At 43.6% G+C, this 26,475-nt stretch carries 23 protein-coding genes; 10 read left to right on the top strand and 13 right to left on the bottom strand.

The features are described from left to right. Window positions 1-167: 167 nt before the first annotated feature. Window positions 168-2,291, bottom strand: coding sequence for an alpha-galactosidase (locus AC6R05_RS23580; RefSeq protein WP_500648866.1), 2,124 nt, complete (start codon window positions 2,289-2,291; stop codon window positions 168-170). 791 nt (window positions 2,292-3,082) lie between these two features. Between AC6R05_RS23580 and AC6R05_RS23585 the strand changes: the two genes are divergently transcribed. The 4 genes from AC6R05_RS23585 (at window position 3,083) to AC6R05_RS23600 (ending at window position 9,533) form a co-directional block, all read left to right on the top strand. Continuing rightward, window positions 3,083-4,324, top strand: coding sequence for a carbohydrate porin (locus tag AC6R05_RS23585; protein ID WP_500648867.1), 1,242 nt, complete (start codon window positions 3,083-3,085; stop codon window positions 4,322-4,324). 70 nt (window positions 4,325-4,394) lie between these two features. Next, window positions 4,395-5,270: a MalM family protein gene (locus AC6R05_RS23590; RefSeq protein ID WP_500648868.1), complete on the top strand. Its 876-nt coding sequence runs from the start codon at window positions 4,395-4,397 to the stop codon at window positions 5,268-5,270. Between the two features lie 104 nt (window positions 5,271-5,374). Next, complete coding sequence (locus AC6R05_RS23595; protein WP_500648869.1) at window positions 5,375-8,467, top strand: beta-galactosidase; 3,093 nt, start codon at window positions 5,375-5,377, stop codon at window positions 8,465-8,467. Between the two features lie 349 nt (window positions 8,468-8,816). After that, window positions 8,817-9,533, top strand: a complete 717-nt coding sequence (locus tag AC6R05_RS23600; protein ID WP_500648870.1) for a YadA C-terminal domain-containing protein — start codon at window positions 8,817-8,819, stop codon at window positions 9,531-9,533. A gap of 116 nt (window positions 9,534-9,649) precedes the next feature. On the opposite strand, the gene AC6R05_RS23605 is transcribed toward AC6R05_RS23600, so the two are convergent. From AC6R05_RS23605 to AC6R05_RS23635, 7 genes are all read right to left on the bottom strand, one after another. Next, window positions 9,650-10,288 (bottom strand): CatB-related O-acetyltransferase, encoded by a 639-nt coding sequence (locus AC6R05_RS23605; RefSeq protein ID WP_285466358.1) that lies wholly within the window; start codon window positions 10,286-10,288, stop codon window positions 9,650-9,652. A 195-nt stretch (window positions 10,289-10,483) separates the two neighbouring features. Continuing rightward, window positions 10,484-11,461, bottom strand: a complete 978-nt coding sequence (locus AC6R05_RS23610; protein WP_500648871.1) for a zinc-dependent alcohol dehydrogenase family protein — start codon at window positions 11,459-11,461, stop codon at window positions 10,484-10,486. A 110-nt stretch (window positions 11,462-11,571) separates the two neighbouring features. Then, on the bottom strand, window positions 11,572-12,114 hold the full coding sequence (locus AC6R05_RS23615; protein ID WP_500648872.1) for a hydrolase: 543 nt from the start codon (window positions 12,112-12,114) through the stop codon (window positions 11,572-11,574). A 139-nt stretch (window positions 12,115-12,253) separates the two neighbouring features. Continuing rightward, window positions 12,254-12,727 carry a hypothetical protein gene (locus AC6R05_RS23620; RefSeq protein WP_500648873.1) on the bottom strand — a complete coding sequence of 158 codons (474 nt, stop codon included), beginning with the start codon at window positions 12,725-12,727 and terminating at the stop codon, window positions 12,254-12,256. A gap of 75 nt (window positions 12,728-12,802) precedes the next feature. Continuing rightward, window positions 12,803-13,342 (bottom strand): suppressor of fused domain protein, encoded by a 540-nt coding sequence (locus AC6R05_RS23625; RefSeq protein ID WP_253895658.1) that lies wholly within the window; start codon window positions 13,340-13,342, stop codon window positions 12,803-12,805. A gap of 308 nt (window positions 13,343-13,650) precedes the next feature. Then, complete coding sequence (locus AC6R05_RS23630) at window positions 13,651-14,316, bottom strand: hypothetical protein (protein WP_500648874.1); 666 nt, start codon at window positions 14,314-14,316, stop codon at window positions 13,651-13,653. Window positions 14,317-14,502: 186 nt separating this feature from the next. Continuing rightward, on the bottom strand, window positions 14,503-15,369 hold the full coding sequence (locus AC6R05_RS23635) for a helix-turn-helix transcriptional regulator (protein WP_500648875.1): 867 nt from the start codon (window positions 15,367-15,369) through the stop codon (window positions 14,503-14,505). A gap of 149 nt (window positions 15,370-15,518) precedes the next feature. On the opposite strand from AC6R05_RS23635, the gene AC6R05_RS23640 reads away from it, so the two are divergent. The 3 genes from AC6R05_RS23640 to AC6R05_RS23650 all read left to right on the top strand — a co-directional run bounded on the left by AC6R05_RS23640 (window position 15,519) and on the right by AC6R05_RS23650 (window position 17,829). Then, window positions 15,519-15,707 carry a hypothetical protein gene (locus tag AC6R05_RS23640; RefSeq protein WP_500648876.1) on the top strand — a complete coding sequence of 63 codons (189 nt, stop codon included), beginning with the start codon at window positions 15,519-15,521 and terminating at the stop codon, window positions 15,705-15,707. Between the two features lie 176 nt (window positions 15,708-15,883). Further along, window positions 15,884-16,897: a substrate-binding domain-containing protein gene (locus AC6R05_RS23645; RefSeq protein WP_500648877.1), complete on the top strand. Its 1,014-nt coding sequence runs from the start codon at window positions 15,884-15,886 to the stop codon at window positions 16,895-16,897. Between the two features lie 113 nt (window positions 16,898-17,010). After that, entirely contained in the window at window positions 17,011-17,829 is an 819-nt protein-coding gene (locus tag AC6R05_RS23650; protein WP_500648878.1) for a hypothetical protein, read from the top strand. 21 nt (window positions 17,830-17,850) lie between these two features. On the opposite strand, the gene AC6R05_RS23655 is transcribed toward AC6R05_RS23650, so the two are convergent. The 4 genes from AC6R05_RS23655 to AC6R05_RS23670 all read right to left on the bottom strand — a co-directional run bounded on the left by AC6R05_RS23655 (window position 17,851) and on the right by AC6R05_RS23670 (window position 21,380). After that, window positions 17,851-18,375, bottom strand: coding sequence for a MerR family transcriptional regulator (locus AC6R05_RS23655; protein ID WP_500648879.1), 525 nt, complete (start codon window positions 18,373-18,375; stop codon window positions 17,851-17,853). Then, window positions 18,362-19,240 carry a DMT family transporter gene (locus tag AC6R05_RS23660; protein ID WP_500649026.1) on the bottom strand — a complete coding sequence of 293 codons (879 nt, stop codon included), beginning with the start codon at window positions 19,238-19,240 and terminating at the stop codon, window positions 18,362-18,364. The genes AC6R05_RS23655 and AC6R05_RS23660 overlap by 14 nt, the downstream gene beginning before the upstream one ends. Window positions 19,241-19,440: 200 nt before the next feature. Further along, window positions 19,441-20,358 (bottom strand): AAA family ATPase, encoded by a 918-nt coding sequence (locus AC6R05_RS23665; protein WP_032550803.1) that lies wholly within the window; start codon window positions 20,356-20,358, stop codon window positions 19,441-19,443. After that, window positions 20,355-21,380, bottom strand: coding sequence for a hypothetical protein (locus tag AC6R05_RS23670; RefSeq protein ID WP_032550802.1), 1,026 nt, complete (start codon window positions 21,378-21,380; stop codon window positions 20,355-20,357). The genes AC6R05_RS23665 and AC6R05_RS23670 overlap by 4 nt, the downstream gene beginning before the upstream one ends. Before the next feature lie 1,352 nt (window positions 21,381-22,732). Here AC6R05_RS23670 and AC6R05_RS23675 point away from each other — a divergent pair. Both AC6R05_RS23675 and AC6R05_RS23680 read left to right on the top strand, forming a co-directional pair. Next, window positions 22,733-23,317: an NAD(P)H-dependent oxidoreductase gene (locus AC6R05_RS23675; protein ID WP_285466346.1), complete on the top strand. Its 585-nt coding sequence runs from the start codon at window positions 22,733-22,735 to the stop codon at window positions 23,315-23,317. 168 nt (window positions 23,318-23,485) lie between these two features. Then, a complete protein-coding gene (locus AC6R05_RS23680; RefSeq protein ID WP_150873065.1) occupies window positions 23,486-23,851 on the top strand; it encodes a winged helix-turn-helix transcriptional regulator in 366 nt (121 codons plus the stop codon). 75 nt (window positions 23,852-23,926) lie between these two features. Here the strand turns inward: AC6R05_RS23680 and AC6R05_RS23685 are convergent, their stop codons facing one another. After that, on the bottom strand, window positions 23,927-24,466 hold the full coding sequence (locus AC6R05_RS23685; RefSeq protein ID WP_285466345.1) for a redoxin domain-containing protein: 540 nt from the start codon (window positions 24,464-24,466) through the stop codon (window positions 23,927-23,929). A 495-nt stretch (window positions 24,467-24,961) separates the two neighbouring features. Between AC6R05_RS23685 and AC6R05_RS23690 the strand changes: the two genes are divergently transcribed. Next, window positions 24,962-26,470 (top strand): NAD(P)H-hydrate dehydratase, encoded by a 1,509-nt coding sequence (locus AC6R05_RS23690; protein ID WP_500648880.1) that lies wholly within the window; start codon window positions 24,962-24,964, stop codon window positions 26,468-26,470. Window positions 26,471-26,475 lie beyond the last annotated feature (5 nt).

The raw sequence follows: 26,475 nt of genomic DNA on the forward strand, positions 1-26,475 counted from the left end.
AAATAATTTTCTCCTTTTAAATTAACAACTTAAATTAATTGATAATAATAACAATTATCAATAAGATATTACAATGAAACGCAAAAAGCCACACAAATTTCAAACTTGTGCGGCATTTTATTCCCTTGTTTAGGGACCTATTTTCGTTGAGATGAAAAGCTGTGGTTCTATGTTATGTCGATACGCTGAAGTTTGATTAACATAGCACTCTCGGCATCCAAAATTGGCATCGTGAGACCAACCTCAGCGCACCAATCACCAGTAAGCTCGCAACCAGATTCAGTCCACGGCGGCTGGTAATTCACAATGTCATCGTAGTTTGACGGCTTATCTAATACCGACACTTGATATATCCCTTTAGGATCAAGGCCCGGGATCCGAAGGTGTCCACTCAGCGAGTTCGTCGGCATCGCTAACTGCGCTATCATAACCACCGCCTCTGATTGATCCTCAGAGACTACGGCGTGCACCTGATGGGCACTATCATCCGTGGGCGCGCGCCAAGTTTTTCCGCTATGCAGCAATGGACGAAGCATTTTGTGTAGCTTGATGTAATGTTCAAAGCCCTGCTTCTCTGCTTGCTCTTCTTTGACAGGATCAAGCTCAATGCCCATATGACCGAACAGTGCGGTAAGCCCACGGAACTCGATGTTATGGCGACGGCGAGTACTGTGGCAATGGCTCGCACCAATATGACTGCCCATCACCTCGGGTGGGAAGAAGTAGCTCATACCACGTTGAATAGATTGACGTTCAAGCGCGTCATTATTATCTGACGCCCAGAATCGATGAGTACGTTTCAGCACCTCAAAATCGATTCGACCACCGCCCGCCGCACAAGACTCAATCTCTACTTTCGGGTGCTTTTCGCGAACTTTGTCGACTAACTGGTAGTAGCGCTGGGTTTGATTATGCGCTGCAGCCTGACCTAAGTGTGCTGGCTGAACGACTTCGCGGTTCATGTCCCATTTGATGTAAGCGATATTGTAGGTCGAAAGGAAATGGTCCAGTCGCTCAAGCAGGAAGTTAAACGCATCATCATTTTGTAGGTTGATGACGTATTGGTTGCGACCCGTTGGTTGCTCGTAGCCATCGACAGCCAGCAGCCAATCGGGATGAGCGCGATACAGATCTGAATCTTTGTTGATCATCTCTGGTTCGAACCACAAGCCAAATTCCATTCCCAAATTGTTTACGTGTTCCACAATCGGGTGTAAACCATTTGGGTATTTGCTTTCACATAGGAACCAATCCCCTAGCCCAGCCTTGTCGCCATTGCGCCCTTTGAACCAACCATCATCAATAATAAAGCGCTCGACGCCCATCTCAGCCGACTGAGTCGCCATCGACATGATGTATTCTGGATCGTGGTCGAAGTAGATGCCTTCCCAAGTATTAAGGTGGATTGGACGCGGCTTATCAGCGAAGTCTGCTGGCAAAATCGTATCGCGAACATGAGCATGAAATTGATGGCTCATGCCGTTCAAGCCGGTATGGCTATAACTGGCATACAACCAAGGTGTGGTCAGGCTCTCACCTTCTTGCAAGGCCACTTCACCTGGCAGGTAGATCACCTCTGCTTGCATGTATCTGCGACCATCAGCCTTAACATCAACACGCAGTCTGTGGTTACCGCTCCAAGCAAAATGGAAGCCCCAGACATCACCACTCATTTCATCAAAGTGAGCCGTACCAGCAACAAGCGCAGGATAATGCTCATGAGAAGTGCGACCACGACGGTTTTCTTGTTGATACCCACCTTGATGTAATGGTTGACGCACCGTTTGAAATTCATGAACCCAACGACCGTAGTAAGTCATTAGCTCATTCGCTCTTGCAGGCAAAGGTAAAGTGTTAGCAAGGCGATTGACCTGATATACGCCCTCTTTGGTATTCGTTAGCGTATGACGCGTTTTTACCACGTCATTGGCGTCTAAAATCAGCTCAGTTCGAAGACGAAGACCCGCGTTAGCATCTTCACTTTCAATCACCACGCCATTTTTGCTTTCTTCAACATGACAAACTACAAACACTGGCGCCCAGTCTTGGCCATTGCGATGCCCTTCAACACCGGGGCTGCTAAATAGACCACGACCAAGCTCTGGGCTCAAAGTCATCGAAACATCATTGTCCAAACGCCCGTAAGGCACTGGGCGATGCAAAGCTCTGCGATACTCCTTGTAATCACCGCTTACCTTCTTACCCCAATGCAGGATCTCGGCATAATCGCCAATCTCTACGATCAGTTCCGTTTGCTTACCTGTTAGCTCAACCAGTGTTTTATCCATCATCTTGTCTTACCTTGAAACTGGAAATTACGTTGCATCATAATGAAATCTTAGAAAGAATCTGTGACGAACCCCTAATGATGGAAACGTTTCCATTAAATATGATTCAACTCATAAGCGAGTAGCATAGAAAAAGCCCCCTCTTATATTACGTGGCTATTCATTGGAAAAATCACCCGCTTTTTTCCACAAAGATAGCAATATTTTCGATTTAAACGACTATTTAGCTATCATTTAAAATTATTTATTATCAATAACTTAAAAACAACACCCTATCATTTAGGCGACTAAACACCCATTTAACACGCGCTACTCTTGCAGTCATCGAGTAGCCCTCGTATTCTGAAGCCTTCGAGAACGCGATGAAGTGTCTCTATTGGGTCCTAACTTAATACCCCAAATTGACGGTGTACTCAGATTAAGGCGTCTAGCCTTGGTTCACATGACTACATTTGACTTCTTTGTCTCACATGCCCAATTGATTTCAATTGGGCTACCTTCTTCACAAAAAATCATACATTTCAATACCTTACCCCTCTGTCACTTCATCATTTTCAAAAGAAACCTCCACAACCCAAAGAAAACGATTTCACAAAAACACCACAACAAATCCCTAAAAAACATCAAAAACCAAGATAAAACGGGATAAAAATCACATTAAACATCCAAAATTTCAGTCATCGACAAAAAATGCCAACTCCATCATGAAAACGTTTTCAGGGTTTATTTACACTGCGCAGCGAGTTAGGACTCAATAAAAAAATAATCCATAAAAAATAGAATGGAGACACTTCATGAAACAAAAGACGCTTGTAAGAGCGCTTGGGCTTACCCTCGCCCTCGCACCGCTTGCTGGTATGGCCGCAGTGGAGAACATCACTTACTTCGGTTATGCCAAATGGGGCAACATTTACACCGATAACGACGAACACAACTCAGGCAAAGGCGAACGCAATGATGTGATTCGAGCCAGCGAAGGCTACGGCAACTACCGTTTAGGTAACGAGCTGAATTGGTGGGAAGCAGGCCTCAAAGCCGACGTTTGGCAACAAGGTGATACGTACTTTGATACCACGCTTTACCTAGGCAGTGGCGAGAGCTGGGGCGACGTTAGCTTGATCCAGATGTGGTCTGCAGGTCACGGCCTGATTGATGGGCAAGCCGACGCTAAAGTATGGGCAGGTGAACGCTTCTACCGTCGTCACGAAGTCCACATGATCGATATTAAATACTGGGATACCTCTAGCACAGGTATTGGTCTAGAAGATTGGGACTTTGGTTTTGCTAAAGGCCACATCGCTTGGATGGCACCAAACTCAAGTAAAGACGGTCGCAGCCTGCACAACCTTGATGCGCGTCTTAGCGACATCACGCTCAGTGACAGCGCTGATCTGACCGTTGGTCTGAACTACGTCTTCACCCAAAACTCTAGCTACGACGAGAGTGACATCACCACTTCTGGCGCCATGTTATCGACACTCTACCGCCAAGCTTGGGATTACGGCTCAAACACATTCGCTTTCCAATACGGTACCGATGCGTTGGCGGGCGGTTTGATGAGTGCAGAAGGCGGCTCAAACCGTAAGTACAGCACGGGCGTCGAACATGATGGTTACAGCTGGCGTATTTTCAACTCAGGTGATCTAAACGTGAGTGAAGACTTCCAAGTGATGTACTCCATCGCCTACCAAGATAAAAATCTCGACAACGAAGAAGGTGAGAAGTGGTTCAGTGTGGGCGCTCGCCCTCAATACAGCTGGACGGATTACATGGCAACCGCGCTAGAGGTGGGTTATGAATCGGTAGAAGCTCAGAACGGTGCAGGTACCAACGACATGTACAAAGTGACAGTGTCGCAAATGTTCCAAGCGGGCAAAGGTGTTTGGGCTCGTCCATCACTTCGTTTATTCGCGACTTACTCAGAGAAAACCGATGAGTGGGGACGCGGGGGCGATGTCTACGGACAAGCACAAAGCATAGCTACGCAAAACATAGATGAGATCACCTTCGGCTTTAACGTCGAAACGTGGTGGTAATCCTACCCGGTTACTATTTTTAGACCCAACGGGGTGAGCAAAGCGTTCACCCCTCATAGGACACAAGCAGATGAAACTAAAACCGCTAGCCACTCTTTTAATGGCATTGTCTTTGAGCGCATGCAGTGGATTGCCTGAGCAGGCTTTTAATACAGATTTGGATAAACAAACGTGCTGCTCAACCCTAGAAGCACTGCCACTCACAACGCTGTCTACACCATTCCACCAGCAAGTTGTTGTGGATGCTGAACTGCCTATCTTGAGTGACACGGTACTACTTTCATCAAGCGCAGCTTCACACCAAGCGCTGCCCGTTGTCGGCTATGAAGTAACGTCAGATGCCCCATTTGCACTGCTTGTACGCTCTTATGTCGATAACCAAGCCTTGTTTGCTGCGAGCGTCTTAGTTTATGACGAAAACTGGCAGCTTGTAGATCGTTACTCGGCACAGGACTTCGAGTACCACCCAACCGGTATGCGCGGTTTAGAACGCATCGAGAAGGTCATCACGATCAACCCGCAACTAAACGGGGCTCAATATATAGTTCTCGCTTCCGACTCATCATTGCTTGGACAAAAACTCGCACGACAACACCCAGAACAGGTGTATGCAGAGTCTCAGAACATCATCGGTAGTAAACAGCTTCCTCTAGTCGCGGATTACCAAGCATTTGGTGTCGTCGAGGTGACCACCAGCGCGTCAAGCAACAGTGCTGTTCTCACACTACTGACAGAACTAGGCACACAAACTAAGCAGAAACAGAATTCTCAAATGACACAATCCGCCTCTCCAGAAGCGCTGGATGAGTGGGAAGTGTTTCAATCTCAAATCGATAAAGCACTCGAAAACAACGATGTACAGCAAGCCGCTGCGCTAGCCAACCAAGCATCACAACAAGGCTATACCCAAGCCAAAGATTATCTCGTAGAGCAGCTAGCGAAATAACGATTCGTTGCTCTCCGACTCACTCGCAACGCTATTCACCTGTATTTCACTGCGAAATGATTGCGAAACCAGATTAGTAACAAAGAAATTTAAGTAGGAACATCATGACAGCATTCTCAGATATTATTCAAAGACGTGATTGGGAAAACCCACAATCGGTCAATATCAATAACCTTAAAGCGCACAGCCCACTTGCAAGCTTTCGTGATGAAGAAGATGCTCGTGACAATGTTAATGCCCAGCGTCAGTCGCTGAACGGACAATGGAAATTCAAACTGTTTGATGCGCCAGAACAAGTTGACGGCGAGTTCATCGAGTCACAATTCAATGACAAAGACTGGGATGAGATTACTGTCCCTTCAAACTGGCAAATGCAAGGTTACGACAAGCCTATCTACGCCAACGTGAAATACCCATTCGAAGTAAACCCGCCGTTTGTACCAAGTGATAACCCAACAGGTTGCTACCGCACTACCGTGCCACTTTCTGAGGCGGACTTGATCAATACCCAACGCATTATCTTTGATGGCGTGAACTCGGCTTTCCACCTTTGGTGTAACGGCACTTGGGTTGGCTACAGCCAAGATAGCCGCCTACCTTCTGAATTCGACCTAACGCCGTACCTTGTGGCAGGTGACAACAGCTTATCTGTCATGGTGATTCGCTGGAGTGATGGCAGTTACCTAGAAGATCAAGATATGTGGTGGCTAAGTGGTATCTTCCGCGACGTGACTTTGCTGTCTAAACCACAACACTGTATTGAAGATGTGTTCATCACGCCAGATTTAGACGCGTGTTACCGTGGTGGTTCACTGTCGATTGTGACTTCGATTTCTGCGCCGGACACCTACCAAGTTCAAGTGCAGCTGTTTGACGGTGAACAAGCCGTGACAGAGCCACGTATCGATCGCCCACACAACCGCCGCATTGACGAGCGTGGCACGTGGGATGACGTGGTATTCCAAACATTGCACGTACGCGAGCCAAAGAAATGGACGGCGGAAACACCGAACCTTTACCGCTTAGTCGTTTCACTGTTGGATGAAAACGGCACGCACTTAGAAAGCGAAGCGTACCCTGTGGGCTTCCGCAAAGTCGAAATCACCGATGGCCAATTGAAGCTAAACGGTAAGCCTTTGTTGATCCGCGGCGTGAACCGTCACGAACATCACCCAGAGCTTGGTCATGTAATGACAGAAGAAGACATGATTCGTGACATCTGCTTGATGAAGCAATACAACTTCAACGCGGTACGCACGGCGCACTACCCAAACCACCCTCGTTGGTACGAACTGTGTGACCAATACGGCCTTTACGTGTGCGATGAGGCGAACATCGAAACTCATGGCATGCAGCCAATGAACCGCCTATCGAGCGATCCACAATGGGCGCACGCTTACATGAGCCGCTACACCCAAATGGTGATGCGCGATAAGAACCATCCTTCGATCATCATCTGGTCTTTAGGTAACGAGTCTGGTCACGGCAGCAACCACAATGCGATGTACGCTTGGTCTAAAAACTACGACCCTTCTCGCCCAGTGCAATACGAAGGCGGCGGTTCAAACACCACAGCAACCGACATCATTGCGCCAATGTACGCGCGTGTGAATACGGTCATTGAAGACGAAGCCGTGCCTAAATGGGCAATCAAGAAATGGGTGTCGTTACCAAACGAAACTCGTCCTTTGATCTTGTGTGAATACGCACACGCGATGGGCAACAGTTTGGGTAGCTTTAATGACTACTGGGATGCGTTCCGCGATTACCCTCGCCTACAAGGTGGCTTTATTTGGGATTGGGTCGATCAAGGCTTGAGCCAATGGGATGAAAACGGCCAACACTTCTGGGCTTACGGCGGCGACTTTGGGGATGAAATCAATGACCGTCAGTTCTGCATCAACGGTTTGATCTTCCCAGATCGCACGGTGCACCCAACGTTGGAAGAAGCAAAATACTGCCAACGCATGATCACTGTGTCACTGCAAGAGCAAACCAAAGAAGCTTGCACGCTGTTAGTGACTAACGAGAACTTGTTCCGCGCAACCGATAATGAGCAATTAAACTGGTCTCTGTTGGAAGATGGCAAAGTCATCCAAACGGGGTCGTTGGCGCTTAACGTAGAAGCCGACAGCCAAGCAAGCATTGAGATTGCCTTTAACTTCACGCCAAAAGCGGAAGCGCAATACCACTTAAATACCGACATTACTCTGATTGCTGCAACGCTTTGGGCAAACGCGGAGCACGTCGTCGCTTCTGAGCAAATGCTGCTACGCAATACCGCTGGCCTTGCTCTGCCAACATTGGAAACGCAACCAGCGCCAATGCTAACGCAGCAAGGCGATGCGATCTTAATATCTAGCCAAGACGAAAAGTACCAGTGGATTTGGGATAGCCAAACGGGTTTGATGACCGACTGGCGTGTCGATGGCGAAGCACAAATGCTTGCGGCACCGCAAGATAACTTCTTCCGTGCACCACTGGATAACGACATCGGCGTGAGCGAAATCGACAATGTCGATCCAAACGCTTGGATGTGCCGTTGGGACATGGCGGGTATCGGCCAGTGGGAACGCCAATGCGTCGCTTGCCACAGTGAAACCTTAACGCACGCAGTGAAAGTGACTTCGACGTTCGCTTACCACTTTAATGGTGAGGTACAAGCGATCACGACTTGGACGCACACACTGAGCAATAACGGTCAGATGGCATTGGCTGTCGACGTGAAGCTGGCTGATGATTTACCACCAATGCCACGCATCGGTTTGGAGTTCGAACTGCCATTAAATGAGCAAAACGCTCCGATCACATGGCAAGGTTTAGGTCCATTTGAAAACTACCCTGACCGTTTGGCAGCGGCGCGCTTCGGTCAGCACACACAAACGCTTGAGCAAATGCACACGCCATACATTTTCCCAACCGACAGTGGTCTACGTTGTGGTACGCAATGGTTGAAGGTGAATGAGTTAGAAATCTCGGGAGACTTCCAGTTCAGTGTAAGTCAGTACGCTCAGCAGCACTTAGCAGCAGCGAAACACACCAATGATTTGGTCGCAGAAGAGAAGATTTACGTACGCCTAGACCATAAACACATGGGCGTTGGCGGTGATGACTCTTGGAGCCCAAGCGTGCACAAGGAATTCCAGTTAACGGACAATCAATACGCTTACAAAGTGACGTTTAAACCAGCTCAGTAATCGATTGATAACATAAACACACGCCAATGTAGTTAAATCCCCAAGTTTCAGCTTGGGGATTTTTGTATTTGCACAGAAAAGCGTCCTATAAATAGTTCATTTTCAGCCTTTATTTGCGCTTAAAACTACGCAAACTTACACCCTTACAATGTTAAATACCGCTTACAGTGAATTACACATGTAACCTCAGGTAACGACGAAATTATCGTGCTGTAAAATGTGAACAATGTTTATTCATACAGTACTAAAATCGCCAAAAACCGCTTGTTTATGTGATCTTCGTTCCTATACTGCCCGACAAACGGAAAGGTTAGCAGGAAGCTGTTCTTAATCTCGTAGGTAGAAAGTAATGAAAAAAACAATCATCGCAGTAGCTCTTTTCACAGCATTTGGCGCACAAGCAGCAAGCAAGGGGCAAACTGTTCATATTGATAACGCAACACAGGCAAAAGCGACAGCAGAAGCAATCCACCAAGCTGGCGTTGACCGCCTAAATGGAAAGGGCCAAGCATCTCATGATCTCGACCGCATTCAAGCTCAACAAAAATCGCGTGAAGTCTTCGCTAAGGAAGCCCTAGGTGGTAAAGGTCAAGCTAGCTCAAACGTAGTAAGCGAAGGGGCTAAAAAAGAAATGGAGCGTGCTTACACTATCGACCAAAACCGTATCAAATCATCAAAGAATGCAGATGCGTTGAGTGCTCAAGGTAAAGTAATTGGACAAAACGCTACAACTTCTGCAGTTAACTCAACGCACATCGCTCAAAACACTGCTTCAATTAACCAAAACGCTGCAGAAATCAAAGACCTTCGTAAAGATCTAGAGCGTCAAAGCAAAGAGCTTTCGGGCGCTATCGCTGGCGTTGCAGCAATGAGCAACATCCCGAACGCTCAGGGCGTTGGTAATGTGGCAGTTGGTGCAGGTGTTGGTTACTACAACAGTGAGTCAGCTATTGCAGTTGGTGCAAGCTACCGTTACTCAGACGCAGTTTCAGCAAAAATGAGCATGTCAGCACAATCTGGCAACTTTGACCCAGTGATTGGTGCGGGCGTTAGCTACGAGTTTTAATTGTATCTGGCATCAGTAAGGCAGAGACGCAACGAAGCTAAGAACACAGTTGTAGATTAGCTCTACCATGATGTTAAAAAAGCGCCAAGGCATAACCTTGGCGCTTTTCTTTGCTGTTAGTCTTGATTTGAATCGTAGTCCGAAATCGCAGCTTTTAGTTCGCTTAGATCCGATGAACACAAGTGCCGCTTCAGAGCTTCAAATTTTTCTGTTGGCCAATCATACACCTTCAGTTCTATAAGCTCTGAGATGACCTCCGGCTCAAAACGATACTTAATCACTTTTGCCGGTGAGCCAGCCACAACGCTGTATGGAGGGGCATCTTTAGTGACCACGCTGTTTGCAGCCACAATCGCACCCTCGCCGATAGATACACCAGGCATGATCATCGATCTCATACCAAGCCAAGAGCCATCTCCGATGTGGGTATCACCTTTACCGATATAGGCTTCTTCAATGTGCTCCATAAAGGGATATAAACAGAACCAATCCGCTCGGTGAGTATGGTTGCCGCCCATTAAGATAACCACTTCAGCACCGATGCACACATAGTCGCCGATGTACAACTGATCAATTTCCCATCGAGGCTCCCATTGACGACTCACCTCATCCCCATGCAAATATCGAACAACAGACTCTTCGAATCCGTTATCCCAGCAATCACTGTAATAACTGTGCTCGCCTTTCACAAAGATATTGGGGTTGGAAACCACTTGATGTAAATATTGGAATTTTGACCAATGTTTCTTTTGCATACTTACCTCTAACTCGTTTGAATTTAAATTTTTATAATCAAAAACTTAACGAGTCAGTGGATACGGGGCTGTTTCAATAGAGGGTTGAGAGTCATAGAAACCTCTGCAATATAGGAAGAGTCAGCATACTAACACAATACAAGATGTGACAGGAGCCTTTAAGATTACCAATCACCACCTCCAAAGTGGTTACTATTACACCGTGAGAATGACTTTCCCTGATAGAGGTTGATCGGATTCAATAAGCTCAATTGCTTTGTGCACGTCTTTCAACGACATGCAGCATTCGACATCTAGCCTCACCCCATGGCGTAAAAAGTGCTCTAACATCTTTTCAAACGCTTCACGTCGCACGGTATTCCCTACATGCTTTTCCCAGTAGCGAAGAAAAAACGTACTGAACTCAATGTCCAACCTCTTGGCGTTTCTAAAAAATGAAGGGGGATAAATTTCTAAAGAAAGAGTTCCATAATTGACAAACGTCCCTCCCTTTTCCAATGTTCGGAGCAATGCCTCTCCAGCTTTCCCGCCAATCGCATCAAATGCAACGTTGGGAACTGGTGCACCTAACTTGTGGATCTGGGACGCTAAGTCCTGTTTTGAATCAATGATATATGGAGAGTCATAGGGATAATCGATAGGACGCGTTGTCACCACAATAAGCGAGAAACCTAAAGAACGAGACAATTGAGCAAAGATTTTGCCGATTGCGGAGCTTCCGGCGTTGATGATGAGACAATCTCCAATAGTGAGCTTTGCAATCTCACTCGTTAACACCCACGAGGTGAGCGCGTTAATATATAACTGACTTGCATAACCACAATCTAAAGATTGAGGGACACGAAAGAGGTTGTCTGGAGAGGTATCAATATAATGTTGCCAAGTACCACTCGTTGCAACCACCACACGCTCCCCGGGAGAAAACTCAGGGCTACGAGATTGGATGACTTGTCCAACCGCTTCAAAACCAGGAACTCTCGGAGGGATATGGTTCTTGCTATATTGCCCTACACCATGAATCGAGAGTAAATCACTAGGGTTAATGTTCGTCGCTTCAATTTCAACTCTAACCTTACCCTCTTCGAGCTCTCCTAAAGAAATAGACTCAAGCTGTAAAGATTCTTGCGGATGACCAAAGTGGAGCTGATTAACACGATAATTGAGCAATGACATAACGATTGATTTATAAGTAACTACTGGTTAACTAACAAGAATATCGTGTCTCTTATTCGTGAGCAAACGCGCTCCTCGTTTGAAGGTTGTGCTTATTGAATATCAACGTACTACTTAATCAACGCTAAGATCGCTTTAAACTCTGGGGCACGGCAATCTTCGACCATTTCGTATAAACACATTTCAACGCCCGTCAATCCAACACCATTCGCTGTGAGTTTAGCCATAGCTAGCGCTTTGTTTGCTGCCGTTCTTGAAGCTGTGCAATCCGTTACAAGCTCCACTCGGTAACCCATTTTTCGCAGAGATAAAGCCGTTTGATAAACGCAGATATGTGCTTCGATCCCACAGATTAGCCATGTGTCGACCTTAGTATTCTCCACCGCCAATTTAAACGTGGCTTCTTTGCATCCATCAAAAGTGTATTTAGCGATGGCAAGATGATCTTTTGCCAGCACTTCACGAATCGGCTCAGCTGTTGGACCTAAACGCTCTGGATTTTGCTCCAGCCATACAATGGGCAAGTCGAGCGCTTTAGCGCCTTTAACTAACTTCGTCGTATTCTCAATGTTAGCGTCGCTTTCATGCATCAAGCTCGCAAGCTTTCCTTGCACATCAACAACAATCAACCCTGTGGTGTTTTTCGATAGCATTTTCACTTCCTGCGAGCCTTTGCCCACCTGACTTAATCAAACAAGTAATAACAATATATCAAATAGCTGACTTAATAGTTGAGCAGCTCCTCAAGGTTTTGCTTGCTCACTTAATCATATTAAAGAAATAAAGATGTTTTTAACCTGACGATTTCAATAACCTTTTGATATCTATACCCATTCTAAGACAAATTTTATTTATAATCATAGGCAGGGCACATAGAATAAATATCGCATAATCAAATATATTTAAGCTTCGAATCCCATCATATATAGGCTCGCCATTATACTCAATTCTATTAACTAGATATATATCGCTATCTCTATATAAAGGAGCATATTTAACGAGCACTTTCTTGTCGTAATACGCCCCTCCAGGAAAAAATTTATCGTATTGTTGATGAAAATCTTTTACGCGTAACTGGATCTTATCATTACTTTTTAATACAAAAATCGTTGTAGAACCTGCGTCCCCTCTTGACTTACCAAGCTCCTCCCTTACGGGGACTAGAACATCTTCAACATAAATTCCATTTGCATAGGTATCAAATGTAGTGAACAACACCAATAAAAAGAGCCATGTTGAAGCGATAGCATGAAATTTGTTAATCATAGTTTCTAATCAAATTACTCTTTAATAATTGCAACGTATGTCGAAGTTTGATAGTTCTATATCTTAATTTGAAACTTACTCAAATAAACTCGATCTCGACGAGCTCCAATAAGGCACTTCAGCATTTTCAAACGCCCCCCAGAGAGCATCTTCTCCATACTCTTTTTTATAACTTAATTCTTCTTCAAATAAGGGCACCAGTTGAATAAACCAAATCTGTCTACCATGCTCATCCTTTGTTGACGGAACTATCTCATCCCCATCTGTAAACATAAAAGATCTTGCCTTGGTACCATGCCAGAGGTCATAAGATAACGTAACCGTATCTCCACTATTTGGTACATGGGTAGTGCCATTCCCATATAACGCAACTTCAGCTAACGCATCGGCTATATCATCCGCATCCGGCGTTAACCCGATAAAGAACTCGCAGCTCTCTTCTTTATCTCCAAGAGTAATGCTTGCTCCCATCGTTGCATACATCACTACCCCTTCATCGGTCTGATCTTCGTCCCACTTAAAAATCTGAATCACTTTTCCATCTGGAGATTTATATTTAGCTTTACGAGTGGGCTCGCCATACAATTCAAGGTAGTTCTTGAAAATACTATTCATCACTCAAAAAGCCTCTTTGTTAAATTGTTACTCAAGGGAATCACCTTTCGTTTGCCATACAAGCAACTCACGGTGAGAAAAATCGACATATAGTGGTTATATACTCCAAATACAAATAGTCTCATGTTTTTATTTTTAGGTCAGATGAACCAATATTAAACAAACTATTATTACTAATATGGATCGACCTAATATCCATTATAAGCAATATTTTTTAGGGTTTGCTTGCTAACTGTATAATGCTTCATCATTGTTTACTATTGTTGTGTGGATAGATTAATCAACTAGGTAGTAGTCTCTTTCTGCTATCACCAATAGTTTATATATTCGTCAATTACTGACTCAAATTCAGGTTTAACTTCCTTCGCTTTAATTAATTTTTGTTGAGCATAATTACTTCTTATCGAATATATCGATGACAATGCTATACGAACATATGACTGCCGCTCTGTAGTAACAATCAACTCAAACAAAGCATCGACAGCACGATCATCTTGAAATCTTTTGACTGCACCTATTGCGCCAGATTGTTCATAATTATCACCTTGTTTTAAAACAGTTTCTGCGAAGCTTCTTTCCATTTCTAAAGACGCTGGCGCAACATCAGAAAAACTGGTTACCTGGCCTAGGAGAGTAGTAAGTATTACATTCCGATTACGTTGAATGAAATGACTATCAGAGTTTCCGACGCAATCTTTAATACTCAGGTATCCATCAAAGCTTGTATGACCTTGATAGATTTCATTAGTAAGCTCTGTAATTAGTTTCATTTCTTGTTCTTTGCGCACCACTCCAAAAATGAACTCTGAAACTGTACTCTGCCTAGTATCTACATTTATATCTTCGTATTCAGAAATCAATTCGCAATTCAGCTGTGTTGAATATGCCGAGTTTGACAGTACGATGCATAAAAACACGAGTGTTAGCTTACCTAATAGGCTGTGATAAATTTTTTCCTGTTCTCTGTCACTCATAGTCTAGTAGTCACCAACTCATAATCCTTTCTCTAAAAAGGCAATCTTCAAAAAATTATCCCATCATAATCAGCAACTTAAAAAACCACAACAACCTCTTGCAATGTTGTGATTTAGCAGCACTCCTTACCATCGGAATTTTGTAGATAGGTTGTATATCTTATGTGTGTCCATGTTTTATTCTCGCTAACGAACACTCTTCATCGCTAGGCGGTATTGGGTAGGTGTAGTTCTTTTATAGGCTTTGAACTGTCGATTGAAGTTAGCTTGATTATCGTAGCCAACTTTTTCGATGATGATGCCAATCGGTAGGTCTGTATTCATCAACATATCGCAAGCTACGTTTAATCGAATCTTTTTAAGCCGTTGACTAAAACTTTCGTTGAAGTGTTTTGCAAAGATCCGACGCACGCTGCTTTCACTCAAGAACAAATACTCAGCGAGATCACTTGGCGCGATATTCTGATTGAAGTGTGACAGAAGATATTCGTCAATTTTTTCTAGGTTCTTATGAGTCTTGCTAGCATTAGTGTCCACCTTCAAAGTACTCGCATTTATCAGTCGAACGGCACCATCATCTCCCAGTAATAATCCGAAGATTGCCAGCAAGTCGGAAAGCTGTTGTATGGGCGAAGAATCGAGAATATTGCCTAGCAGAGCGACAACTCGCTCAGTGGTTTTCTCGGAAAATTGAACACCTCGGTGTGCATCTTTGAGGAGGTCTGTTAATGATGTGAGTTCAGGGCAAAGATGAATTAAAGATTCAATCCACTCTTTACGGAACCAGATTACATGAGTCTCACACTGCTTTGAATCCTCGACAGAGTCTGAATAGATCGCATGCGGAAGGCCGGAACCCAACAAAACCATGTGGTTGTGTGACACTTCACTTATGTGATTACCAACGAAACAACTACCTGAAAAGTTACGATGGATAGCAATCTCGTACTCTTCATGGCGATGCCAGCCATAACTCTTTGACGATTCTTCAATCTTACGATATCGCCACGAAACGCCAATTCTTTGTGGTACTCGTTCTAAACTGCCTTTCATACGCGAACACTTTGTACTTATAGATTCAAAAACGTATAAATTTTAGCAAGAAATAATCGAAATGTACTTAAAGACGAACACATACGATTACCGGCCCTTGGGTTGTGAACTTAGACTGAAACGCAAAGAGACCACACATGGGAGGCACCATGAAGCAGCTAAGATTGCAACTAAACCAACTATTAAGCGACACAAGAAGAGAGTGGATGAGAGAGGTTCTGTATAACTATCGCCTCACCAACAAAAAGCTTTGGTATTACTACGGCTACCAGTCGTCAAACGAGATGAAAGAAGATCTACTTCAGAAATCAAGTAAGCAATCACTTACTGTTCAATAATTCACTCTGCGATTCACTGAATGTTCGTTCAAAGCCAAAATAGATCATCAAGCATGCTCAAATGGGCATGCTTTTCATTCAAATTCATGATGTATAACGACAATTATTACTTAACTATTTGAGTTCAGCTGCTACACATTGTTAAATAGCTCAAAATTATTAGTTCTGAGTCCCCTATGGCCACCATAAAAGATGTCGCAAGAGAGGCTGGCGTATCGATCGCTACCACTTCTCGAGTGCTCAACAATGCCCCTCACACCAGCGAAGCAGCGATTGTTGCTGTAAAAAATGCGATGGAAAAGCTGGGATACCGCCCAAATGCCAATGCACGTGCACTCGTAAGTAAGTCTTCTAACGCTATAGGTGTGTTAGTCAATGACATGTCTGCACCGTTTTTTGGCTCTATGATCAAGGCCATAGATACCATTGCGAGTGAGCAAGAAAAGCAGTTGCTGGTGGGCAGTGGTTATCATGATGCAACCAAAGAGCGCAATGCCATCAATTTGCTGATCAACAGTCGCTGTGAATCGTTAGTAGTGCACAGCAAAGGTATGTCGGATGCAGAGCTCACTAAACTTGCAGAAGAAATCCCCGGCATGGTCATCATCAACCGAGTTGTGGAAAATATCGCTCCACGCTGTATTGCTCTTGATAACCGTCAGGGCTCTTATATCGCGACGGAGCACCTTATCCGTAATGGTCACAAACACGTTGGTTACCTGTGTTCTAGTCACGACATTGATGATGCACGCGACCGTCGTGAGGGATACCTAGACGCTCTACGTGATAATGGTATTGAACCCCGTGACGAGTACATCCAATACGGTGAACCTGATGAAACCGGTGGCGAACAAGCCATGGTCGATTTGATGGCGAGAAATACACCGATCACAGCAGTCGCGACTTATAACGATTCAATGGCAGCAGGATGCATGACGCTACTGCAAGAAAACGGGGTTCGTATCCCTGAAGATATGTCAGTGATAGGTTTCGATGATGGCCATATTGCTCGCTATATCTACCCGCGTTTAACTACCATTCGTTACCCAATTCAAGTGATGGCAGACGAAGCAGTGAAATTGTCATTGCAGCTCGCAAATAAAGAACAAACGCAACTGAAAGAACACAAGCTGTTTATGCCAATACTGGTAAAACGCTCTTCTGTTAGTACAGCCCAAATAAAGGATTAAGGAGGCACTCTCCCCTCCCTTAAAACGGTAATATGCTCAACTACATATCAAGTAAAGCCCCATGGTTACTCATTGCATTCTGTTTTCTAGGATTTCTTGTTCCTGGCATCTCAATGCATGTGTTTAAGATATTGCCGTTCGTCTTATTCTTTTTAATGTTCTTCACCTTGGTCGGACTCGACCAAAAAGCGCTACTCAAATCCTTAGTTCGCCCAAAAGGCTGGCTCTATGCCGTAATACATACCTTCGGCATGATCGCGCTCTGCGGTGCGGTGATAATGATGTTCGGCTTAAATCAGGATCACGCCTTAGCCATGTTAGGGGTTGCGGCTACTGGCTCCCTGTTTGCCACTCCCGCGATTGTACGCTCAATTGGCTTAGATTACTTTTCAGCCATGACATACACCATCACATCAACGCTCTTGAAGCCTGTGGCTCTCTACGCAACGCTGTGGTGGGCTTACAACGATCACTTTGAGTTGGACATGCAGGCCTACCTAATCAAGTTGATCGTTTATATCGTCGGCCCTATTGCACTCTCCTTCGTGATCCATGCCTTCATCGATCTCTCCAAGATCAAAAAAGTGCATGCTGAGCTGGCTAAGTACAACATAATGCTGGTGTTTCTTTTCCCGCTCGGATTAATGGGCGACTTTCGTCAATTGTGGGATTCAAACCCAGAGCACGCGTTACACCTTTTCATGCTGGCTTTTGTTTTGTGTGTGAGCTTTTTCGTGGCCACTTACCTCATATTCAAATTTACCGATCGCGATGGCGCGATGATTGCCGCTATCACGTCGGGAAACCGCAACGTGCTCCTTACCTACACCATAGCGGGGGCTTATCTTGGACCGCTGTTCTTGCCTCTTGTTGGCGCTCTGCAACTACCAATCTACTTGCAGCCTTTGTTGATAAAACGTTTATTGAAGTAAACGACTATTCGAAGTCTTATTTTAAGGCTCGCGTGACCAGGTTCTGATAGCCTCGATTTCACTTTCATCAATATTGAGTGACTGAAGAAACTTCAAATGACCAAGCGGCTCCATTTGTTCAAATCGTTTGTGCCAGTTATGCATATCTTGGTCATCCATTCCCGACTGTTTGAGAATTTCCACCCAGCGCTCCTTGGTCATTAACCCTTGTTCAAGTCCATCAGGTTCTTGGAGCAGAGCAAGAATAGAGTGCTGTTGCTGACGCAGCTTCTGTATTTCTCTATCAAGTGCAGCGAACTGCTGTCTTAAGGCTACATCTCGTTCTTTTCCCTCAGCATCGATCATTAGAGACTCAATTTTCGATACTGGGATACCATAAGATCGATACGCCAAGATGGCAGAGAAGCGCTCAACGTCCTTTTGATTATATTGGCGATAGCCACTTGACGATCTCGATGAGGGTTTCAAAAGCCCCTGTCTTTCATAGTAAAGAACCGTTGAACGAGATACCTTCATTCTCTCGCAGAATTGCTTAATGCTCAGCATCAACGTATGACTCCTTTTTTGACTCGAAATATGACCAAACCATGGGGATGATTGCGCTCGCTAGAATGGTTACCACACCTACGAAAGCCCACATGTTAGGAAGCTCCGAAAAAAGCATCCACCCTATCAGAACAGAGTAAATGATCTTCACATATTCCACATTAGCAATAATGTTTGCCTCCGCCCATTTGTAAGCCGAGATCCCAACGTATTGAGCAATAGAAGAAATCACACCGATTGAGAGAAGCCATAGGAGATCCTCAATAGTCGGCGTTTGCCATTGATAAATTGCCGGAATCAGTGCAATCAAGCCAACACAGACCGCTTGATAGGCTAATAACGTTATCTTCGGTTCAGTCTGTGCAACGGCACGAACACAGGTGACAGCAATAGCCGCTCCTATCGCTGCCGCCACACCTGTCATAACATAAACGAACTCATTTCCAGAAAACGACGGTTGTACCACCAACATCACACCAGTAAAACCTAAGGTGATGGTAAGACAGCGACGCGTCGTCACTTGTTCTTTCAAGGTTATACGAGCAATAAGCGCGACAAAAATGACTTGTAAAAACCCGAGAGCCGTCGCGTCTGCGAAGGCGATATTGCTGACAGTGACAAACCCCAAATAAAGCGCTGTAAACGCTCCAAGTATGCGAAGAATATGAAGCCTAACCTTATTCGGCTTTAACAGTACTTTCATGTTGTTGCGCATTGCAGGGACAAGTAGAAGCACGAAAACGAGTTGTCGGAAGAATAGGATTTGAAAAGCATCATAGTCATCGCTTAATTGACGAACCAACGCCGCAACTAATGTGAAAAGCGCCGTTGAAAAAAGAGCGAGAAAAATACCTTTTGCGGTCATTGGCAGCGATTGAAACCACTGACTCAATACAGCTTGTTTGCTCGATAATCTTTGATACACCTTAATAGACCCCACTTCGACTTATTGAATTAAGGCGCGGAGTCTAAACCTGAAACCTGTAGACAGGTCAAACGTGCCCATACAAAAAAAGCAGCTCTAATTTGAGCTGCTCATAGAAAGGTCTTAACACTAGAGAATGACTAGAGAACATCACGCAAGTTCTTGCGCTCTTCGATCTCTTCCTGCTCGGGGATAGTCCCGGACAGTGTAATGGATTTTGGCGCGGCTTTAATTCGAGTCGTCGTTCTAACACCTTTGCTGCTAGCTCGTGCTTTCGGATTATACAACTCTGGGTTTATGGTTAGGCTTTGGCGAACCTCAACCGCAAACTCTTGATTCTCGTTTTCTGGTAGATAATTACTTTTCAGGTACTTAATCGACATTAAGTCTTTGCTGCGTTTCAAGGTAAATAAACACTTGGTCAAACGCATTACCGATGTAAGCCCTGCTCCAGACGCCATGGTTATCTCTTGATTGCCACGAATTTCATCTTTGTTCACGTGGTGAACTAGTAATAGGCTTGCACCTGAGTCATTGGCTAGCGCCTGAAACACATTCTTAATCAATCTGTCGTGCTTCACTTCCTCACATCGCCCGATTGCTTCAGTTACGGTATCGATGATCACTAGGTCAAATTGAGCGAATGTTTCTTTAAGTTGAGCCAAGTATTGTTGATGCTCTAATTGTTCTTGGTGTGAGCAATCAGGTGGTATGACGATAGGCTCAATATCGGTCATGAAGTGCAAGTTGTTCTTCAGTTCAGAGCGAATTGTAGGAGTACAACTAGCTAGCTTATCTTTCATTCTGGTTTGAATAACACCCGCCCCATCCTCCGAACTCAAGACCAGTGTTTTGGCGGGCCTATCGGCTGCACTCATACCCAATAGCGTCATCGAAGAAGCATGTTCCATAGCGATACACAGTGCTAAGTGAGATTTACCGACATTAGGAGCTGCTATCAACATCCCCACATGACCTTTAAGTAAACCTTTCAAGCTAAAGCTCATTTCTTGACTTGCACGTGACGACATCAGCGTATCAAGAGACTGAGTTATCATGATTCACTTTCTCCGATATAGAAAATTTGAATACCATTTCCGACATCTCGGAATTGTAGACTGAAGTCTTTTTCAATTTGTACTGCATTTGCTAAAAGATCTTTTCTAAGATCACTACGGAAGCTATGACTGACTTTCGAAGCGATAGATTGAATGTAGCTATCAAGCGCCCACTCAAACTTCTTGTTATGCAAAAACTCAGCTTTATGTGTGGTTATGTATTTCAAAAATGAGCGTACTGACGGCTTGCTGTAGTTCGTCATTTTGTGTTGTTCGAGTCGGTAATAGTAACCGTGGTCACGAATGGCCTGCAGCAGACGCATATCAGGAACCAAAAATACATGATTGGTTAAGTTCTTGGTTGTCTTACGACCCGTTTTGAATTTACTGCGATCACAATAGAATCGGTAATCTTGTACAAACTCTAGTGGTTTTTTACCGACGACATTTTGATCATCATCGAGTTCGTTGATCACTAGATGTGCAGTTGCCAATTGAGTGATTCTGCGCTCAATTTGATCGTAGTTAGCTCGTGTCGTTGCCATGCCCATTCGCGTAGCCAATTCATACATACTCATCGATAGAACGGTTGCATCTCGATCAATAAATGAATCGAAGCCATCCTCTTGTGTATCCGAAACATCGCCATCGGTAATTGTTTGATATACCTGTGACCAAGTCAGCCGTGCACCAGCTTCATAAGAAGAGTCATCCAATTGGATCGTTTGTGCGTAAGCCAACATGGTTTCTAAGATATCGCGGTGAGGTTGCAGTAAATAGTCAACATGAAGATCAACTCTAAAATTTTTACCGTAGCTATTGATGTTCACACTTTCTAATGGATAGTTAAGATCCGTACCACCATTTTGCGCAATCTCAACCAACTTGGACTGCATAGTTGACGTTAACCGAGATGCGGGATGAAAAATCGTTGCTCTAGAAAACAAAATGGATGAGATGAATCGATTCTTTCGATCTTCTTCATTAATAACGGTTAAGCTGGATGATGAAGTCATGATCATTACCTATGGATACGATTTTATCAGTCTAACAGAGATCTTCGATTAACTCATTAACTTCGGTAAATATCTATACTAGATCGGTAAATATTGATAGTTGATCACAATAACCCCCTATAAACATCGGTAGATGTTTAGTTGATTCGGTAAATGTTTAGTTCTTATAGGTTGATCTTTATTTACCGATCTCTTCCCTTATGAGACGTATTGTGGTTACTTTGTGTGCTTGGATCGCCTGAAGATCATTGAGCTTCAACAAATTAAGATCTTACTTCATAGATCATCGGTTAATGTTTATATTAAAACAATCGTGTTCGGCAAATGTTTATATGTGCGATCGTCTAATGTCATTAGATAATCGGTAAATATTTATATCCAATCGGCTAATATCTACGTTTAATCGGTAAATGTCGTTACTTAAAGCGTCATACTAAGAAACTAGAACCTTTAGGATCTAGTTTTAAAAAATTACCAACTTCACTTAGGTTTTGTCGGTGACTCAAAATCTCATCACAAAACTCAAGAGAGTTTTGCAATGAGCTGTTGAGTTTATCGACAAACTTCAGTTGTTTAATGCTCTTTTTGTTCGTTATTTAAGCTTAAAGTGATAGGCTAAATTTTTGTTTCAATAAACTAAATGGAATTAAAAATTTAAGATCGTCAAATGTCATTATCCTCTACCTCTTAGATATAAACATTTAACGAAGTTGATATGCTTAGAAGAAGGTATTGTAGAACCTTCATGATGTTTCGATCGTAAAGTTAAGACCATAATCATGCTCGTTACACTGTTACCAATTGATCATAAGTAACTCAAGTAGTAAGTACTTTGGTATGTTAATTTTTTGTCAATGTTCAGGCTGAACATTGACCGATTATTGATGATATTGTGTTCAGTATAAAGATCATAATATAGATGTTTCTAAAGAGTTTTAGTTTATTGCTTTCATTAATAATCCACCTAAGGAACGATTAGTTTTGTTCTTTCCTATTAGTGATCATATAAATTGAGATCGTTTTTTCAGTAAGTAGTTTATTTTTGTCATCAAACCTCACCAGTACGTTACGACGTAACATTTTAACTATCTCGTATTATTCGTAGTATCACTCATTGTTGTTAAATTCAGTGTTCAAAGTGAACATTGACATTGTTCCGATCGATGTAACCATATTTGATTGGATGACTAATGATCGGAAAAATAATTTTTTCTATCTTTATCAATGAGTTGTTAGAGATTTGACTAGGTTACTAAAAGTATACTAATTGAAAGTTGTTTTCAGGTTACCATAATAAACCACTATCGGATGGGAACTCCCCTCCCCTATTTAATTTACGATAGTTAAAGGTAATGAAAATGACTAATGTACTGATTATTAACGCGCACGAAGTTTCTCCTTATTCTCCAGGTCGTTTGAATGCGAGTCTAGTTGATAAAGCTCAAACACTTTTACAGAGTAAAGGCTATGAGGTTCGCACGGTTTCTATGCAAGATGAGATTGATGTTGAGGAACAGCTTGGACATTTTGCATGGGCCGACAGAGTGATTATCCAATCTCCTGTCAATTGGATGTCTGTACCATGGTCATTTAAAAAGTATATGGATGATGTGTTTACTGCAGGTATGGGGGGCGCTCTTTGTGCATTCGATGGTCGTAGTGAAAGCGATCCTAAGAAAAACTATGGTACAGGTGGCACTCAAACTGGAACAAAGTACATGCTATCACTGACATTTAATGCTCCTGAAGAGTCGTTTGATGATGACAAGGAATATCTATTCCAAGGCAAAGGTGTTGATGATCTTATGTTCCACATGCATGCAAACTTTCGTTTCTTTGGTATGACTTCTCTTCCGACTTTTTCTTGTTTCGATGTAATGAAAAATGCGGATATTGAACGTGATTTCGAACGCTTTGAAGCTCATATTATGGCGCATTTTTAAATCTGCATTGGTTAGGCTTAGATTTAAGATTTTTACTATTGGCGTGAAAAGGCCTTCGATTGGTTGCTTTCATAACTAATAGGTAATACTGAAAACGCGTGCAGTATGGACTTGCTGTATACTAAGCATAGTTTGTAACTAACGTAGAAGTTTATCGGGGTATTTATTATGCAAAGCTCCATCACTATAGATACTAAAGGTCGTAAAACGGTTGCTAATGTCTGCACGGAACCGTGTGCTATAGAAAAAGGCATGCGTTTAATTGGTGGTAAGTGGAAAGGCTCCATTATCTATCACTTGAAAGATGGTCCTGTCCGTTTCAATGATTTAGCGAGAATGCTGGGAGGCGCGAGCAAGAAGATGATTGACCAACGATTGAAAGAGCTCGAATCTGAGGGCATGATTATTCGTAAAGTCATCAGTGACCGCCCTATTGCAGTGAGCTATGAACTGACCGAGTTTGGTTCAACAGCATTGGGTATCCTTGAAGAGTTACGTGCCTGGTCGGAAGACCACAACATACAACTTAAATAATTTTAACTTTACTCTAGATAAACAAAAGCCAGCTTAAGTTACTCACTTAGCTGGCTTTTTTACGTCAATTCTAGGCTAATAATCTAGTGTGCCGCGAATTGGGTAATGGTTATTGGGATCTCGTATCCAAGCTAATCCGCGCGTTAACGCCCCCAGTTCTGGACGTACAAAAGGGTTATTTGAAATATCAACGACATGTAACTCCCCTTTTTCATTAACGACGAACAATCCAGGTTCTGCAAAGTTATGATCGGTTTCTTGTTCTGAACGTGGAAGCGAAATGTATACACCGAGTGTTTTCATTTGTTCTTCGGTGAGTCCGTACGCAATTGGGAAAGAGATGTCGAGTTTCTCTAATTGTTCTTCTGTTTGATGTTTTGCGTCTGCTGAGACTGCAAGAATATCGACACCAGCATCATTGAAGGCTTGTTTATAGCTTTCAATCTCATTTAGGTATTTTGTACATAATGGACAGTGCTTGCCCCTATAAACGAATACAGCTTGCCATGTCATTCCTGACTTTGGCTCACCTAAGGTGACATTTGTTCCGTCGAGTAAGGTTGCATTAATAGTAGGAAATGAATCCCCGGCCTTGAGTTTACTTGAATGTCCCATTTGGTTCCCTTTTTATCGAAATTGGATTCTTAAACCATTTCAAATATAGAAGTGATTTCCTTTAGTGACAAGCAGTTACCATTTAGTAACCTACCCCATCTATCCCGCCTATGAGGTGCTTTTTTTGTCAATGTTCAGCCTGAACATAAGGTAATGTTACTTGTCCTCAAACCTTGTTAGCCTTCCCTACTCTATTGCTTACTGCCTTTGAAGATTTAAAGAACAGGAACTCGTTGTCATCATTTAACCCTATATCAATATAAAGAGTAAGCGGAGGTTGTTTAGTATACCTACCACTACCTATCGCGCCTGGATGAAAGGTTTTCGGCTTGAGATGTTGTCAATGTTCAGCCTGAACACTGACACGTTTTATTGTTGTTTCTTTGTATAAATAGTTTTTGTACCAGATGTTGCTCGCCGGGACACATCAAACCAATAAACAATGTTATATGCTTTTCAATAAGTAGAACCCAACATTAGTCTTTGAGGCCTCTCATGTTTACAAGCTTGGCAACACCAGAATTACCTGAAGAGCTGTACTTATCAGATATGGTAAGACAGGGAGAAAAACGAGTCGCTAAACTTCTCGGTATTCCCATGTACGAATTGATGGAGCGAGCTGGAGAGTCAGTATTCTCTGTCATTCAGCAAAGGTATGAGCATTGTCGCCGTATTTTGGTGGTTACTGGAACTGGTAACAATGGCGGCGATGGCTATGTTGTTGCAAGACTAGCATTGATGTCGGGATACAAGGTGACTTTATGGCAAGTGGGTTCACCTCAAAAGATAAGTGGAGATGCAAAGTCTGCACAGCAACTCTTTCTATCTGCTGGCGGCAAAGTGCAGGAACCAAACTTTGAAGTAGACGATAGTATCGACCTCATTGTTGATGGGATTTTGGGCACGGGGCTTACAGGCAAACTGAGGGCGTATGCCGAGTCCGTCATCACCACATTGAACAAGTCTAGCTGCCCTGTTATCTCAATCGATGTTCCATCGGGGCTAGATAGTGATACCGGTAGACAGCTTGGCACGACGGTCAAGGCAAATGCGACTGTCACCTTTATTGCCCTCAAAAGAGGCTTAGTTACTGCTCAAGCTCGAAGTCATGTTGGGGAGTTGTTGTTTGCAGGGTTAAGCATAGATAGAGCCTTTGCTGATCATAATGCACCAACTGCTTTGCTCACGAGTTCGAGATGGCTAGATAGGTTGAAAGTGAGAGCACAAGACTCACATAAAGGTAGCCATGGGCGTTTGTTGGTTGTTGGCGGCGGTGACGGCATGAGCGGTGCTGCGTATCTTGCCGCTGCAGCTTCGTTGCGTTCCGGGACGGGGTTGCTGGCCTCTATTGTCCATCAATCTAGCTGCTTTCCTATGCGCTCTTTGTTACCTGAAGCTATGGTGTCAGATGTCGAGCAACTATCAGAACGACTTGAATGGTGCACGAGTATCTGTGTGGGTGTCGGTTTAAGTAGACTCGATTGGGGTAAGCATGTTTATGAAGCGGTTATGAGTCGAGCTTATGACATGCCTAAAGTGATAGATGCGGATGGCTTATATTGGTTAGCGCATGATAACTTAGATGCCCGTCCGATAGAGAATACAGTTATTACGCCCCATCCTGGTGAAGCGGCAATGTTGCTCAATTGCAGTGTCAAAGAAGTTGAAGCCGATCGCTATCTCTCTATTAAAAAGCTATGTCAAAAATATCGATGTGTCACTGTACTTAAAGGGGCGGGAACCTTAATTAGTGATGGCCACAAAACGGTAGTATGTCACGCAGGTAATGCTGGGATGGCGACTGGTGGGATGGGGGATGTACTTGCTGGCGTCATCTCGTCACTATTAGCACAAGGGTATCAACCTATTGAGGCAGCAATACTAGGTAGCGTCATTCACAGTATGGCTGCTGATCACAATGCCAATACGTATGGACAAGTCGGGATGATGGCATCCGACGTATTGGGCTCTGTTCGTCATATCATTAATCGTCTAGATGACTAATTTTG

Source organism: Vibrio sp. R11-SG3-ISO9, from assembly GCF_059834255.1.